13 protein-coding genes and 1 riboswitch are annotated in these 14,824 nt (G+C 34.5%); of the genes, 10 read left to right on the top strand and 3 right to left on the bottom strand.

Features of this window, described 5'->3' with window-relative positions; all coding sequences use genetic code 11:
* Positions 1-126 precede the first annotated feature (126 nt).
* The 3 genes from CD29_RS09545 to CD29_RS09535 all read right to left on the bottom strand — a co-directional run bounded on the left by CD29_RS09545 (position 127) and on the right by CD29_RS09535 (position 1,887).
* Positions 127-675 carry a hypothetical protein gene (locus tag CD29_RS09545; protein WP_036185891.1) on the bottom strand — a complete coding sequence of 183 codons (549 nt, stop codon included), beginning with the start codon at positions 673-675 and terminating at the stop codon, positions 127-129.
* A 32-nt stretch (positions 676-707) separates the two neighbouring features.
* Entirely contained in the window at positions 708-1,007 is a 300-nt protein-coding gene (locus CD29_RS09540) for a hypothetical protein (protein WP_036185888.1), read from the bottom strand.
* A gap of 127 nt (positions 1,008-1,134) precedes the next feature.
* On the bottom strand, positions 1,135-1,887 hold the full coding sequence (locus tag CD29_RS09535; protein ID WP_036185886.1) for an SDR family NAD(P)-dependent oxidoreductase: 753 nt from the start codon (positions 1,885-1,887) through the stop codon (positions 1,135-1,137).
* Between the two features lie 161 nt (positions 1,888-2,048).
* Between CD29_RS09535 and CD29_RS09530 the strand changes: the two genes are divergently transcribed.
* The 10 genes from CD29_RS09530 (at position 2,049) to hemA (ending at position 14,705) form a co-directional block, all read left to right on the top strand.
* Positions 2,049-2,369 carry a PadR family transcriptional regulator gene (locus tag CD29_RS09530; protein WP_036185883.1) on the top strand — a complete coding sequence of 107 codons (321 nt, stop codon included), beginning with the start codon at positions 2,049-2,051 and terminating at the stop codon, positions 2,367-2,369.
* Complete coding sequence (locus CD29_RS09525; RefSeq protein WP_036185881.1) at positions 2,366-3,418, top strand: DUF4097 family beta strand repeat-containing protein; 1,053 nt, start codon at positions 2,366-2,368, stop codon at positions 3,416-3,418. The genes CD29_RS09530 and CD29_RS09525 overlap by 4 nt, the downstream gene beginning before the upstream one ends.
* A gap of 65 nt (positions 3,419-3,483) precedes the next feature.
* Positions 3,484-4,365 carry an NAD-dependent epimerase/dehydratase family protein gene (locus tag CD29_RS09520; RefSeq protein ID WP_036185880.1) on the top strand — a complete coding sequence of 294 codons (882 nt, stop codon included), beginning with the start codon at positions 3,484-3,486 and terminating at the stop codon, positions 4,363-4,365.
* A 178-nt stretch (positions 4,366-4,543) separates the two neighbouring features.
* Positions 4,544-4,652, top strand: a riboswitch (TPP riboswitch).
* Positions 4,653-4,765: 113 nt separating this feature from the next.
* On the top strand, positions 4,766-5,326 hold the full coding sequence (thiT, locus tag CD29_RS09515; protein WP_036185878.1) for an energy-coupled thiamine transporter ThiT: 561 nt from the start codon (positions 4,766-4,768) through the stop codon (positions 5,324-5,326).
* A 459-nt stretch (positions 5,327-5,785) separates the two neighbouring features.
* Positions 5,786-6,784, top strand: coding sequence for a tetratricopeptide repeat protein (locus tag CD29_RS09510; RefSeq protein ID WP_052124101.1), 999 nt, complete (start codon positions 5,786-5,788; stop codon positions 6,782-6,784).
* Positions 6,785-7,033: 249 nt separating this feature from the next.
* Positions 7,034-8,326 (top strand): trigger factor, encoded by a 1,293-nt coding sequence (gene tig / locus CD29_RS09505; RefSeq protein WP_036185875.1) that lies wholly within the window; start codon positions 7,034-7,036, stop codon positions 8,324-8,326.
* Positions 8,327-8,522: 196 nt separating this feature from the next.
* Positions 8,523-9,788 (top strand): ATP-dependent protease ATP-binding subunit ClpX, encoded by a 1,266-nt coding sequence (gene clpX, locus CD29_RS09500; RefSeq protein WP_036185873.1) that lies wholly within the window; start codon positions 8,523-8,525, stop codon positions 9,786-9,788.
* A gap of 277 nt (positions 9,789-10,065) precedes the next feature.
* A complete protein-coding gene (gene lon, locus CD29_RS09495; RefSeq protein WP_036185871.1) occupies positions 10,066-12,399 on the top strand; it encodes an endopeptidase La in 2,334 nt (777 codons plus the stop codon).
* Complete coding sequence (gene yihA / locus CD29_RS09490) at positions 12,386-12,967, top strand: ribosome biogenesis GTP-binding protein YihA/YsxC (RefSeq protein ID WP_036185869.1); 582 nt, start codon at positions 12,386-12,388, stop codon at positions 12,965-12,967. The genes lon and yihA overlap by 14 nt, the downstream gene beginning before the upstream one ends.
* 382 nt (positions 12,968-13,349) lie before the next feature.
* Complete coding sequence (gene hemA / locus CD29_RS09485) at positions 13,350-14,705, top strand: glutamyl-tRNA reductase (RefSeq protein ID WP_036185856.1); 1,356 nt, start codon at positions 13,350-13,352, stop codon at positions 14,703-14,705.
* Positions 14,706-14,824: the final 119 nt, after the last annotated feature.

The following is a 14,824-nucleotide window of genomic DNA, read 5'->3' as shown; positions in this document are numbered from 1 at the left end:
CGCTGCTGCTACAGGACGTAGCGTTCTAGGCGACAAGTGGAGTTTTCGGGAATAAGTAGCATTTTCCACGATAAGTGGCGCTCTTAGGCTTTGTTCATTAATTTGGGTCGAGATGTGTTTTTCTAATTAAAATCCGTATTCGGTAATAATATTTTGAATCATGTTTGTAAATTGGCCTTCAAAACCTTTAATTTCTGAAATCATTTGATTTGCTGAATTGAGTACAGATACATCCCCATTTTGAATACCATTGATTGCGTTTAATAATGCTTCCTGTTGAGTTGTCACTGCATTTACTAATAGATCATTGATGATAGTAGTAGCTTCATTAGGTGGTGTGAAATTTTTAATTTGCGTCATTAAATCTTCGTTCGCAGGTAGAATCTCGTTTGTTACGATTGATGTTAGCTCTGCATTTGTCATTTCGCCATTTGTTACTGCGTTGAATGCTTCTGTCCACTGACCACTAAGATTCATAATTTCTCCAAAAGTACTTTGAGTATTTTGAACATATGTGAAAACTTCACCAGCACCATCTAAAATGCCAGTTGTAGTAGTTACAGTTTCGGATACTGCATCAGTAATATCTTTAATAGGTGAATCTTCTGTGTTAAAACTACAAGCAGATAAACCGAGTGCAAGCATAATTAGAACTCCATATTTAATAATTTTCATCGTTATCCTCCTAAGATTCCAAAAGCAATATATTAGTCGCAACCACCACCGCCGTCTCCGCCACTTTCACTATCACCACTTGAATAGTAAGTAGCACCAGATCCGCCATCCCCGTAACTTGAACCATACTTAGATTTACCTTTAATCCGCTTAACTGTTCTATTCATTTTTCGATTGTTTTTTCTTTTTTCAGGGGTCAAACTTAACCAATATTTAAAGGCTTTACTTTTTCCGATAATTAGCCGGATAAGTGTTACAATCCACATAGTGAAAAGTAAAATAATCCCCCCTACAACAAAAAATCCTATTAATGTAGCGAATAAATCTTCCATAAAAAACACTTCCAATCTTTAAAAAGTTGATACGCAAGTGTTCTAGATACTTTTTCTAATATAAGTATACTAAATATTGGATAGCTACAATTAGTTCGAATTATTTATTTTCTTTAATGAGACTATATTAATCCTCATAGATCATTTTCTTTGTCATTCCGCCATCTACAGTTAAATTGATTCCTGTAACAAAATCATTTCCTTCATCTGTCAAATATAAACATGCCCTTGCAATATCATCAGGCTTTCCAACTCTGCGAGAAAAATGCTGTTCATGGTCAATCTCTCTTAGTTGTTCGTAATCACCAGTTTCAATCCAACCTGGGGAAATACAATTCACTCTAATACGATCAGGTGCTAATGAACTTGCTAGTGCATGGGTAAGGGCGATAATCCCGCCTTTTGTTGCAGCATAGGACTCTGTATTAGGTTCAGACATAAATGCACGTGTAGATGCCATGGATATGATGGAACCACCATTTGAATTTAATTTCATAAATTTAGCTGCTTCTTTCGAACATAAAAATACACTTCTTAAATTTGTATTAATGACATTGTCCCATACTTCCAGTGAAAGGTCATAAAGTGATCCGGGGTGGAAAATACCTGCGTTATTAATTAAGATATCAATTTTACCAAAGTCTTGAACAGCTTTATCCATTAGGTGGATGACATCTGTTTCAAGTCGGACATCTGTAGGTACAAATATAATAGAATCATGTTCTATGCTAATTTCTTTTCGTGTTTTAAGACCAAGTTCTTCATTAATATCAGCTAAAACTACTTTTGCCCCATGCTTTGCATATTGTCTTGCAACTTCTTTTCCAATACCTTGTGCTGCACCTGTTATAACAACAACTTTATTTTGAAAATGATTCATTAATAGACCTCCCGTTATTAATAAAACGATAATCTAACTTTAGCACAAATTGATAAAATAATTAGTTTGCTTGATACTGAAAATAAACTAGTACCTTGCAATGAATAGTACCGTTATGTTACACTACTATATAATGATTAGTAGTGAGGAAGGTGTGGTATTTGAACGTTCAATTTAAGAAAGGTGTATTAAATTTGTGTGTGCTTGCTTTGGTAGAACGGCAAGATATGTATGGCTATGAATTGGTTCAAGCAATTTCAAATCAGATTGAAATTTCTGAGGGATCTGTATATCCACTTTTAAGAAGGCTTACGAAAGAAGGTTATTTTACTACCTATTTAAAAGAATCAACAGAAGGACCACCAAGAAAATACTATCAAATTACGGAATTGGGTAGACAAAATTTAAAGGAACTAGAGACTGATTGGAAGAATTTTATAAAAGGGGTCAATGAATTAATTGATGGGGAGGAAAGGTCATGACAGAGGAAAAATTCTATATACAACTTGAACAAGGGTTAAGTTCTTTAAGTGAAGATGAAAAAAAGGATATTATTCGAGATTTTCGAGAACATTTTGCGAGTGCAAGAGCAGAAGGTAAAACAGATGTAGAAATTATTGAAGCCCTTGGTCCTGTAGATTTATTAGCGGATGAATTGTTAGAGGCATATGCCGAACCACCTACTGAAACAACGGTGGATATGGAACCAATTAATGTACCAACTTTTAGAAATGTTGACATTGTTTCTGATTCTGCAGATTTAACGATTATCCCTTCAAAAGACGATAAGCCGTATATTAATGTAAGAGATAAAGATGGAAAAACTACTACAAAAATGGATGTTGTAAATGATACATTAAAAATTCGCATTAGTCGTGAAAATGCGGTGAAAAAGTTTTTCTTTATACAAATTAACGTTAATTTCTCATCAGATGTACACGTAATTATTCAGCTCCCTCAAAAATTGTATGAACAAATTATGATTAAAAATGATAATGGAAAAATTCAAATGGCTGAGCAACAGGCTAAATCGATGTACTTAGAAACTGATAATGGGAAAATTATTTTGAAATCGCTATTAGCTAGTAAAATGAAGGCTGAAACAGATAATGGCAGAATTGAAATTGAAAAATGCAATGTAACAAATGGAGTGTTTTCAACAGATAATGGTCGAATCGCAGCAAAAAATTCGAAAGCAGAAAAGTTTGAGTTCTCAACAGACAATGGAAGAATAGAATTAAATGAAGTACTTGGTGAAATACACGCAACTACTGATAACGGTCGAATTGAAGGATATATTCCAACAATCACTAAACCAATCGTGTTCAAATCAGATAATGGAAGTCTTACATTGAAAACAGATGAAAAAATTGAAAACGCTACTTTAACAGCGAAATCTGACTTTGGAAGAATTTCTGTATACGGAGAAAAAGGAAAAAGCTTTGTGTTTGGCGAAGGTAATATCCCTATACGGTTAAAAACAGATTCCGGCCGAATAACAGTAATTACAGCCAGTATGCAGGAAGTTTAACTTTGATTTCGCGATCTTTTATTGTACCGCCAGCTAGCTGGTGCACTTGATTAAGGGGGATACACATGAAGATTTTAGTACTAGGTGGGACTAGGTTTTTTGGGAAGAAATTAGTACAACTTCTTGTAGAAGAAGGACATGATGTGACGATTGCTACACGGGGGAATGTTCAACATACTTTCGGTACACAAGTAAAACAAGTAAAGGTTGATCGTAAAGATACAAATTCATTGAAACTTGCAGTAGGAGAAGAAAATTGGGACGTTATATACGATAATATATGTTTTTCACCAAACGAAGCGTTAGCTGCCTGTGAGATATTTGATGGGAAAACGAAAAAATATATTTTAACGTCAACACTTTCAACATTGGATCAACAATTAGGCGCAGATCTAATTGAAGATGATTTTAATCCGTACGAATATGAAATTAGATATGGCGACGTAGAGGATTTTTCTTACGGTGAAGGAAAACGTTTAGCAGAAGCAGTTTTCTTCCAGAAAGCGTCGTTTCCTGTAGTCGCTGTTCGATTCCCAATTGTCCTCGGTGAAGACGACTATACGAAACGTTTACATTTCCACATTGAACGAGTAGCAAACGAAAAGGTTATTGGTTTTGCAAATATGAATGCTAGAATGTCCTATATATTATCGGACGATGCTGCAGGATTCCTAAGATTTGCTGGAATTTCTAACATCGATGGACCATACAATGCAACTTCTTCAGGTTCTTACTCAATGCAAGAGTTAATTAAATTGATTGAAGATGCAACTGGGAAAAAAGCGAAAATAACACTAGTAGGTGATGATGAAAGTCGTTCACCATTTGGTGTACCAAAAGATTGGTTTATGAGTCCACAAAAAGCTTTTGAAGCAGGTTATGAGTTTCTTCATTTAAATGAATGGTTGCCAAATTTAATACAGAAATTAGCAAGTGAAGTGAAATGAAGAATGATACTACCTTATTGGTCTTAATGATCTGCAAGGTAGTTTTTTGATAAAAATAATAGAAAACAAACGAGTATATGAAAACCTGAATTTATTAAAAGAATGATTAGTACAAAATAGTTGAATAAAAGTAATAATTTGCTAGAATAAAAGTGTTCGAACAAAAATAACTTGATGTATGACCCACAGGGGGAGCTGATGAAGTCAGCTGAGATTGCGCACGTAATTGCGCTAACCCTTTGAACCTGTAAGTTAGTACTTGCGTAGGGATGTGGATAGAAACCGACTCCAAAATGGCGTCAGGCTCTGTCCTGATGTCATTTTTTTCTTTTTGATTTAAGTACCGGTTTTTATTCCTTCTCAAATGTTCTACATCAGAATAAAAGAGAGGAGAATTGTTATGAACAAATTAAGATTACTTATGCTTGTGGAGATTGCTATATTTGTGGCAGTCGGTCTAGTGTTAGACAAAATTTCATTTTCATTATGGCCACAAGGTGGTTCCATTAGCTTTGTCATGTTACCAATATTAATTATGGCTGTTCGTTGGGGCCTAGTTGCAGGACTTACAACAGGATTGTTAATCGGAGTATTGCAAATGGCTTTAGGTGCCTATATTTTGCATTGGGCGCAAGCGTTACTCGACTATGTAATTGCCTTCACTGTCGTTGGTTTAGCTGGACTTTTCCGATACCAAATTATTGAAGCGGCTAAATCGTTAAACAAGAAAAAACTTAGTATATATATTGTTTTAGGAATTGTTATCGGGGGACTACTTCGTTTTGCTGCACACTCACTTGCGGGAGCCATCTTCTTCTATGAATACGCTGGAGATCAAAACGTTTGGATATACACACTAAGCTATAATAGTTCCTACATGATCCCTGCAATAATTCTAACTGCAATCGTCGGTTCATTTATATTTACAAGTGCACCAAGACTATTAAAAACTGCTTCATAAATTGATAAGAACAGAGCATTCTCCATGCGAGATGCTCTGTTCTTTGCTGTTTAGAATATTTAAACTCACTTTACGGAGGAAACGAGTTTGAAATGTCGTTCATAGGGGTAATGAAAGACATTTGACCGAGGAAACGTGTTTGAAATGTCGTTCATAGGGGTGATGAAAGACATTTTACCAAGGAAAAGCTGCTTGAAGTGTCGCTTATAATAATAAAACAACAAGACATTTCACACACATAAAACGAACTGAACTATCTTTTCACAGCCTCCCTAATACGCCACTCCATCTAAATATTTTATATAGAGATTAAATTTTCATTTCACTGGTAACATTGATTAATAACTGTTTACATAGTGTACTACTTCAAAAAAAAGTATTGTTACGATATGAAAATAACGTTAGAATGACAATTGTTATGGATATTATTTCAAAAAGTTTCGATTTGGGGTGATGGCATTGAAAAAGAAGAAAAAGAAAATACAAAAGTATGAAAATGTCGTCGTGTTCCCTGGGACAGTTGATAGATTAATTTCAACGGCTCATCAATATGTAGAAAACCATCAGTTTGACCTTGCAAATCAACACTTTCAAGAAGCTTTACAATATACAGAAGGCGATGATCTAACGTTAAGTGTGTATGCGTATTCATTGTATGAATCTAAAGCTTTTGAAAAAGCGAAAGAAGTATGTGACCAACTTTTAAGTATAGGACCTACTATGTATTTAGAAGTGATGGAATTGTATTTAACGATTCTTATGCAATTAAAAGAATACAGACAGGTTGAAACAATTATTTCTTCATTATTAGAAGAAGGAGCAATTCCTGCAAGTCAAGTTGATAAATTTGAGCGATTGAAAAATATAAATGCAAATATTGTAGGATCCAGTGAGCATTTCCAAGAAGTAGCTTTTTCAGATGAGGTACAGGAAACTGAAAAATTCGAACTGAACCATTTCCAATCTCTAACGTCTAATCAGCAGTTACTACTAATTCAAGAATTAACTGAGTCAAATATAAGACCAATTGTTGAGAATTTGAAAGACATTGTTGAACATGAATGGACTCATCCATTTGTAAAAAGTTTAATTTTAATATTACTTGTAGAACAAGAAGTTAATGTGACTCTAACAATTAGTAAATTTCAACGAACAATGGAAGTGAACCCATCTAAACTTTTATTACCAACAAAGTTACCAAAATACCAGCAGGTTTTATCGATTGTTATTGATCGATTAGAACAAGAGCCTTCAAAACTTGAAATGGTAGAATATTTGATTTCTAAACATGCAATAGCTAACTATCCATTTGAATGGCTCGACTATGAATCAGAAGATATTGCTTATGCTTATATAGATTTTGTCAGTTTAATGTTTGGAAGTGTTCAGGAAGTAGACTATGAGCTAATTGATTTTTTGCAAAAGTTAGAAGAAATAACAGAACTACGAGGAGTATGAAAAAAGTTGAAACTATCGAAGACTATGTTATACTAAAATGGTTGTCAAATCGTATAAATTGAAACTTCCATTCGAGGAGTTTCAACCACTTGGATGGTTAGTTGTACCAATTGGACCTTTAAAGGCAGTTAAATTGCCGTAGACCCAATTCGCTAACTTTAAATCCATAGTGGGATATTTACTGCCCGTTATTGCGGGGTAAAACGAGATGTTTGTCAAACTGTAATCTAATTTTGGAGGTATTTATATATGTCAGCAAAATGGGAAAAACAAGAAGGAAATTCTGGCGTATTAACAATTGAAGTGCCAGCAGAAGAAGTAAATAAAGCAATCGATAAAGCTTTTGCTAAAGTTGTAAAGGAAATTAACGTACCTGGTTTCCGTAAAGGGAAAATGCCACGTCAACTTTTCGAAAAACGCTTTGGTGTAGAAGCATTATACCAAGATGCTCTTGAAATTTTAGTTCCAGATGCATATTCTAATGCAATCGATGAAGCTGGAATTGTTCCAGTAGATTACCCACAAATCGATGGAACTGAATCTTTTGCAAAAGGTGAAGCATTTACATTTACTGCAACTGTTACAGTTAAACCAGAACCTAAACTTGGTGAATATAAAGGTTTAGAAGTTACTAAAGCAAGTTCAGAAGTAACTGACGAAGAAATTGAAGAACAAATTCAATCTCAATTAGCTCGTAAAGCTGAGTTAGAAATTAAAGAAGACGAAGCAATTGTTGAAGGTGATACTGCTGTTATCGACTTCGAAGGTTTCGTTGGAGATGAAGCATTTGAAGGTGGTAAAGGTGAAGACTATCCACTAGAAATCGGTTCAGGTTCATTCATTCCTGGATTTGAAGAACAATTAGTAGGCTTAAAAACTGGCGAAGCTAAAGATGTAGTTGTAACATTCCCAGAAGAATACCATGCAGCAGAACTTGCTGGTAAAGAAGCTACTTTTAAAGTAACTGTGAAAGAAGTTAAAACTAAAGTTTTACCAGAACTTAACGATGAATTCGCAAAAGAAATCGATCCAGAAGTAGAATCTTTAGATGCATTACGTGCAAAACTAAAAGAACAAGCTGCTGAACAAAAGAAATCAGAAGCAGAAGCTACTTTACGTGACGAATTAGTTGAAAAAGCAGCAGAAAATGCTGAAATGGATATTCCAGAAGCAATGACTCATAACGAAATTCACCGAATGATCGATGAGTTTGGTCAACGTTTACAAATGCAAGGTATGACACTTGATCTTTACTATCAATTCTCTGGTCAAGATGAGCATGCATTACATGAACAAATGCGTCCAGATGCAGAAAAACGCGTTCGTATTTCATTAACTTTAGAAGCAATTGCTAAAGCAGAAGGTATTGAAGTAGGTCAAGAAGATATCGATGCAGAACTTGAAAAAATGGGTGCTCAATTCGGTATGTCTAAAGACCAAATCTTAACAGCTTTAGGTGGAACTACAGAAATTTTAGAGAACGATGTTCGTACTCAAAAAACAGTAGAATTTTTAGTTGAAAACGCAAAAATTACTGAATAATATTTCACTATTTGGTAAAATAAGTGGAAAATAACAAGGTACGGTATTCCCGTGCCTTGTTTTATAACATATAAAATTTTTCTTTTATACATAAATATGTTAGTAGTTATTTGCTGCATAACATAAATAAAGACAACTTATTTGATAAAGATAACAGAATCTTGTAAGATAGTTGCTTGAATAGGGGTGAAGCAAATTGTTTAAATTTAATGATGAAAAAGGCAATTTAAAATGCTCGTTCTGTGGTAAACCTCAAGAACAAGTTAGAAAATTAGTTGCAGGACCTGGTGTTTATATTTGTGATGAATGTATCGAGCTTTGCTCTGAAATTGTCGTTGAAGAACTTGGTGTGGAAGAAGAAATTGAATTTCAAGATATTCCAAAACCAAAAGAAATATTATCAATCTTAGATGAATATGTTATTGGACAAGAACGTGCAAAGAAAGCACTTTCAGTCGCTGTATATAATCACTATAAACGTATAAATTCAAACAGTAAAATTGATGATGTAGAATTATCGAAGTCAAATATTGTATTAATAGGACCTACTGGTAGCGGTAAAACATTACTTGCTCAAACACTTGCACGAATACTAAATGTACCATTTGCTATCGCAGATGCAACATCACTTACGGAAGCTGGATATGTTGGGGAAGATGTAGAAAACATCTTATTAAAACTAATCCAAGCTGCAGACTATGATATTGAACGTGCTGAAAAAGGAATTATTTATATTGATGAAATCGATAAAGTAGCACGTAAATCTGAAAACCCATCGATTACACGTGATGTATCTGGTGAAGGTGTTCAGCAAGCATTATTAAAAATTCTTGAAGGTACTGTTGCAAGCGTACCTCCACAAGGTGGGCGTAAGCATCCTCATCAGGAATTTTTACAAATTGATACAACGAACATTTTATTCATCGTTGGTGGGGCGTTTGATGGTATTGAACAGATTATTAAACGCAGACAAGGTCAAAAAGTAATTGGATTTGGTTCAACTACTTCAAAAGTTGACGAAAATGAGTCCGTATTAGCTCATCTAATACCAGAAGATTTACTTAAATTCGGCTTAATCCCTGAGTTTATTGGACGTCTTCCAGTTTTAGCATCTCTTGAGCAATTAGACGAGGAAGCACTAGTTCGTATACTAACTGAACCTAAAAATGCATTAGTTAAACAGTATCAAAAAATGCTTGAGCTCGACAAAGTTGAGCTTGAATTTGACGATTCTGCTTTAGCTGCTATTTCGAAAGAAGCAATTGAACGTAAAACAGGTGCACGTGGTTTAAGATCGATTATTGAATCTACAATGTTAGAAATGATGTTCGAATTACCATCGCGTGATGATATCGTGAAGTGTGTTATTACGGAAGACACAATTTTAAATAAAAAAGCACCTAAATTGTTCTTGAAAGATGGTTCTGAGCTAAAAAATTTTAATGAAAAAACTTCAGCATAAATAGCAACTAAGAACTAACATCAATGGTAGTAAATATGGAAGCTGACTTCGCAATATGCGTTTTTACGTGTAATGGTCGTAAGTCAGCTTTTTCTAACAAAAAACTACAGTTTTCATAACATTTATTAGAAATTTACCATTATACATAAAAAGTTATGGCTTTTTGTACATGTACACTCTAAAAATTGCTAACAATAAGCCTAGAGAAATGTTATGTTTTTTTCACATACTAAGTGTGCGAAATGTTTCGGAGAAAATAGATGGAGGTGAAACGCGCATGAGCAAAAGATTAGAGAATAAACCTTTATTGCCTTTGCGTGGATTATTAGTTTACCCTTCAATGGTTTTACATATTGATGTAGGTAGAGCGAGGTCAGTTGCAGCATTAGAGTACGCTATGCTAAATGATAACCAAATATTTTTAGCAACTCAAAAAGATTTACGAATTGAATCACCAGAGAAAGAAGATTTATATACAATTGGTACTTTAGTAAATGTAAAACAAATGCTAAAGCTTCCAAATGGTACTTTGCGAATTTTAGTTGAGGGAATTAGCCGAGGAGAAATAAAAAGTTATTCTGAGGAAAAAAACTTCACAACGGTTAGTGTTGAAGTACAAGAAGATCCAACAACTAAAGATGCAGAGACAGAAGCGTTAATGCGTACATTATTAGGTTATTTTGAAAAGTATGCTAAGTCTTCTAACAAAATTACTACAGAGACAATTGATTCCGTTACAGATATCGATGAACCAGGTAGACTGGCGGATGTAATAGCATCACATTTACCGTTAAAAATTGCAGAAAAACAAGAAATATTAAGCATCTACAATATTAAAAAGCGATTAGATCATCTCATTATTCGTTTACATGATGAGCAAGAGGTTTTAAACCTTGAAAAGAAAATCAATTCAAAAGTAAAGCAGGCAATGGAACGTACTCAAAAAGAGTACTATCTACGTGAACAAATGAAAGCAATCCAATCTGAACTAGGTGACCGTGAAGGGAAAACTGGGGAAATAGCCGATCTTCGTAAAAGAATTGAAAGCTCTGGAATGCCAGAATCTACACAAAAAGTTGCCTTTAAAGAATTGGATCGTTACGAAAAATTACCGGCTGCAAGTGCAGAAAGTGGTGTAATTCGTAACTATATTGAATGGCTAGTTTCTATTCCATGGACAGAAGCTACTACAGATCGACTTGATATAAAGCATGCAGAAGATATATTAAATCGAGACCATGATGGTTTAGAAAAAGTTAAAGAACGTATTCTAGAGTATTTATCGGTACGTCAATTAACTCAGTCAGTACGTGGACCAATACTTTGTTTAGTAGGACCACCTGGAGTAGGGAAAACGTCATTAGCACGTTCAGTTGCAGAAAGTTTGAACCGTAAATTTGTACGTGTTTCACTTGGTGGTGTAAGGGATGAATCAGAAATCCGTGGTCACAGACGTACTTACGTTGGTGCTATGCCAGGACGTATTATCCAAGGCATGAAGAAAGCTGGAACAATCAACCCTGTATTCTTACTAGATGAGATTGACAAAATGTCTAATGATTTTAGAGGGGATCCTTCTGCGGCAATGCTAGAAGTACTAGATCCTGAACAAAACCACAATTTTAGTGATCATTATATTGAAGAATCATACAATTTGTCTCAAGTCATGTTTCTTGCAACGGCTAATGATTTAAGTACAATTCCTGGTCCGCTTTTAGACCGTATGGAAGTAATATCGATTGCTGGGTATACAGAGATGGAAAAAACCCAAATAGCAAAAAATCATTTAATACCAAAGCAAATTGAAGAAAATGGATTGAAAAAGTCACAATTTATTATTAAAGATGAATCAATCGTTGACCTAATCCGTTACTATACTCGAGAAGCAGGAGTTCGTAATTTACAACGCCAAATTGCTACGCTCTGTCGTAAAGCAGCAAAAGTAATTGTTTCAGGCGATAAAAAACGTGTGACAGTTAACCAAAAAGTATTAATAGAAATGTTAGGGAAATATAAATTCCATTACGGTCAAGCAGAAACAGAAAATCAAATTGGTGTAGCAACAGGGCTTGCTTACACAACTGTTGGCGGCGATACATTACAAATTGAAGTATCATTAACTCCTGGTAAAGGAAAGATTCTCCTAACAGGAAAACTTGGAGAAGTAATGAAAGAATCTGCTCAAACGGCATTATCCTATGTTCGTTCGTTATCTAGCCAGTTAGGAATTGATAACAACTATTTTGATGAAAATGATATTCACATTCACGTCCCAGAAGGTGCAGTTCCAAAAGATGGACCATCCGCAGGTATTACAATGTGTACCGCTTTAGTTTCAGCAATTACAAACACACCTATTAAAAGGGAAGTTGGTATGACGGGTGAAATCACATTGCGCGGAAGAGTCTTGCCAATTGGTGGGCTAAAAGAAAAATCTCTTGGTGCACACAGAGCTGGTTTAACAACAATTATTATTCCAAAAGATAATATTCGCGATATTGATGACATTCCAGAAAGTATTCGTGAACAGCTAACTTTTAAACCTGTATCTTCTGCTGACGAAGTGCTTAATATAGCACTAGTTGGAGGTTTCAAAAATGAAAGTAAATAATGTTGAAATGGTGATTAGTGCTGTAAAACCAGAACAGTATCCAATTGATGACCTTCCTGAATTTGCATTAGCAGGCAGGTCTAACGTTGGAAAATCATCATTTATAAATAAAATGATTGGGCGAAAAGCCTTAGCTCGAACGTCATCTAAGCCAGGTAAGACTCAAACTTTAAATTTTTATAAGATTGAGGAAAAATTGTTTTTTGTTGATGTTCCTGGCTATGGTTATGCAAAAGTTTCAAAATCAGACCGACAAGCATGGGGAGAAATGATTGAACGATATATTACAGCGCGTAATGTTTTACGTGCTGTAATATTAATTGTAGATTTAAGGCATGTCCCAACCAATGATGATTGTATGATGTATGACTTTTTAAAGCATTACAACATACCAACTATCGTTATTGCTACAAAGGCTGATAAAATTCCTAAAGGGAAATGGGACAAGCATAAAAAGGTAGTTAAAGAAACGTTGGATATGGATCCTAATGATCCGATTATTGTTTTTTCTTCTGAATTAGGACTTGGATTTGATCAAGCTTGGAATGAAATACAAAAAAGAATGTAGAGGATGTACATACCCGAATGATTTCTACGAAAGATGTTTTGAATTAAATCGATTTATCGGTTTTCAAAACATCTTTTTTTAGTAGGAAAATATCATGACATAACTTAATACGTTGAATTTTGATAAATATTTTGTTATACTCAGATTAGAATAATTCTAAATTACTTAATAACCATTCGTTAATATTATTTTTATAAAACAAAAGTTTACTTAGGTTAATAAGTTTGGCACAATAATAGGTAGTGGTAGTGAAGAAGTACTAGCCTCCGGCGGATTTGATTAAAACTAACCCGTTCATAGCATGTTCACAATTTGATGTTGGGTGAGGCATTCTTTATGATAATATAGAGGTTGGAAAATAAAATGTGAGGTGTAAAGTTCAATGCATACACTTGTCGTAGGCTTGAATTACAAAACTGCGCCTGTCGAAATTCGGGAAAAGTTATCATTTATTGAAAGTGAATTACCGAATGCAATGGCAGCGTTAAAAAAAGAAAAAAGCATATTGGAAGACGTAATTGTTTCTACATGTAACCGAACTGAAATCTATGCAGTAGTAGACCAATTACATACTGGCCGTTATTATATTAAACAGTTTTTAGCAAAATGGTTTGATATCCCTGTCGAACAATTTGAACAACACTTATACATTCGTGAAAATGATGATTCATTAAATCATTTATTCCGAGTAACAAGCGGAATTGACTCTATGGTATTAGGTGAAACTCAAATTCTTGGACAAGTTAAAAAAAGCTTCTTGGAAGCTCAAGAAGTCGGAACTACTGGAACCGTTTACAATCAGTTATTTAAGCAAGCAGTCACTTTCGCAAAACGTGCACATAATGAAACAACTATTAATGAAAATGCAGTATCTGTTTCTTATGCGGCAGTTGAACTAGCAAAGAAAATCTTTGGTTCATTAAAACATAAACACGTTGCGATTTTAGGTGCTGGTAAAATGGGGGAGCTAGCTGCACAAAATTTAGCAGGTAGTGGTGTTGGGAAAGTAACGGTCCTAAATCGTACTTTCGAAAAAGCTCAAATGCTCGCTGAGAAGTTTAATGGACAAGCTAAATCTATGCAGGAACTACAATGCACTTTACTTGAGGCAGATATATTAATTAGCTCGACAGGATCTACTGACTATGTTATTGACTTTGAGCTAATGGAATTTGTAGAACGATTAAGAAAAGGCAAACCGTTATTTATGGTTGATATTGCGGTTCCAAGAGATTTAGATCCAAAAATTGGTGACCTACCGAATGTTTTCTTGTACGATATCGATGATTTACAAGGTATTGTAGAGGCAAATCTTGCTGAGCGTGAGAAGGCAGCTCAGGAGATTACAGAAATGATAACTACTGAAGTAATCGAATTTAAAGATTGGATTGCAACATTAGGAGTAGTACCAATAATTTCAGCTCTACGTAAAAAAGCAAGTACTATTCAAGAAGAAACAATGGCGAGCATTGAAAATAAGATGCCTAATTTAACGGATCGTGAAAGAAAAATATTAAATAAGCATACGAAATCCATTATCAATCAATTGTTGAAGGAACCAATTCTTCAGGCAAAAGAACTAGCGAATGCTAAAAAGGCTAATGAGCAACTTCAACTATTCCAACAAATTTTTGGAATTGAAAATGAGGTAAATGAAGAATTACTTCTGCAACAACAAAAAGCAGAACAAAAATTAGATCGAACTGAGCCAGTTGGTAATCCTAAATTGTCCTATTAATTAAGTTCAGTTTCGATATTTAGCTATAAGGAACTTCTGAGGCGTTTTCGTATCTATATGTTAGACTAGATACGAAAAACGCTTTTATTTATGGCTTAGTTATAAAATCTAATTTTAGG

Origin of the sequence: Ureibacillus manganicus DSM 26584, from assembly GCF_000772945.1 — a bacterium.
Classification (GTDB): domain Bacteria; phylum Bacillota; class Bacilli; order Bacillales_A; family Planococcaceae; genus Ureibacillus; species Ureibacillus manganicus.
This window is presented reverse-complemented; position numbering and strand designations above follow the sequence as displayed.

Bases quoted from the DNA above. Each gene is read 5' to 3' on its own strand.
- CD29_RS09545 (WP_036185891.1), bottom strand. From the start codon at position 675: ATGAAAATTATTAAATATGGAGTTCTAATTATGCTTGCACTCGGTTTA.
- CD29_RS09540 (WP_036185888.1), bottom strand. From the start codon at position 1,007: ATGGAAGATTTATTCGCTACATTAATAGGATTTTTTGTTGTAGGGGGG.
- CD29_RS09535 (WP_036185886.1), bottom strand. From the start codon at position 1,887: ATGAATCATTTTCAAAATAAAGTTGTTGTTATAACAGGTGCAGCACAA.
- CD29_RS09525 (WP_036185881.1), top strand. From the start codon at position 2,366: ATGACAGAGGAAAAATTCTATATACAACTTGAACAAGGGTTAAGTTCT.
- CD29_RS09520 (WP_036185880.1), top strand. From the start codon at position 3,484: ATGAAGATTTTAGTACTAGGTGGGACTAGGTTTTTTGGGAAGAAATTA.
- thiT (WP_036185878.1), top strand. From the start codon at position 4,766: ATGAACAAATTAAGATTACTTATGCTTGTGGAGATTGCTATATTTGTG.
- tig (WP_036185875.1), top strand. From the start codon at position 7,034: ATGTCAGCAAAATGGGAAAAACAAGAAGGAAATTCTGGCGTATTAACA.
- lon (WP_036185871.1), top strand. From the start codon at position 10,066: ATGAGCAAAAGATTAGAGAATAAACCTTTATTGCCTTTGCGTGGATTA.
- yihA (WP_036185869.1), top strand. From the start codon at position 12,386: ATGAAAGTAAATAATGTTGAAATGGTGATTAGTGCTGTAAAACCAGAA.
- hemA (WP_036185856.1), top strand. From the start codon at position 13,350: ATGCATACACTTGTCGTAGGCTTGAATTACAAAACTGCGCCTGTCGAA.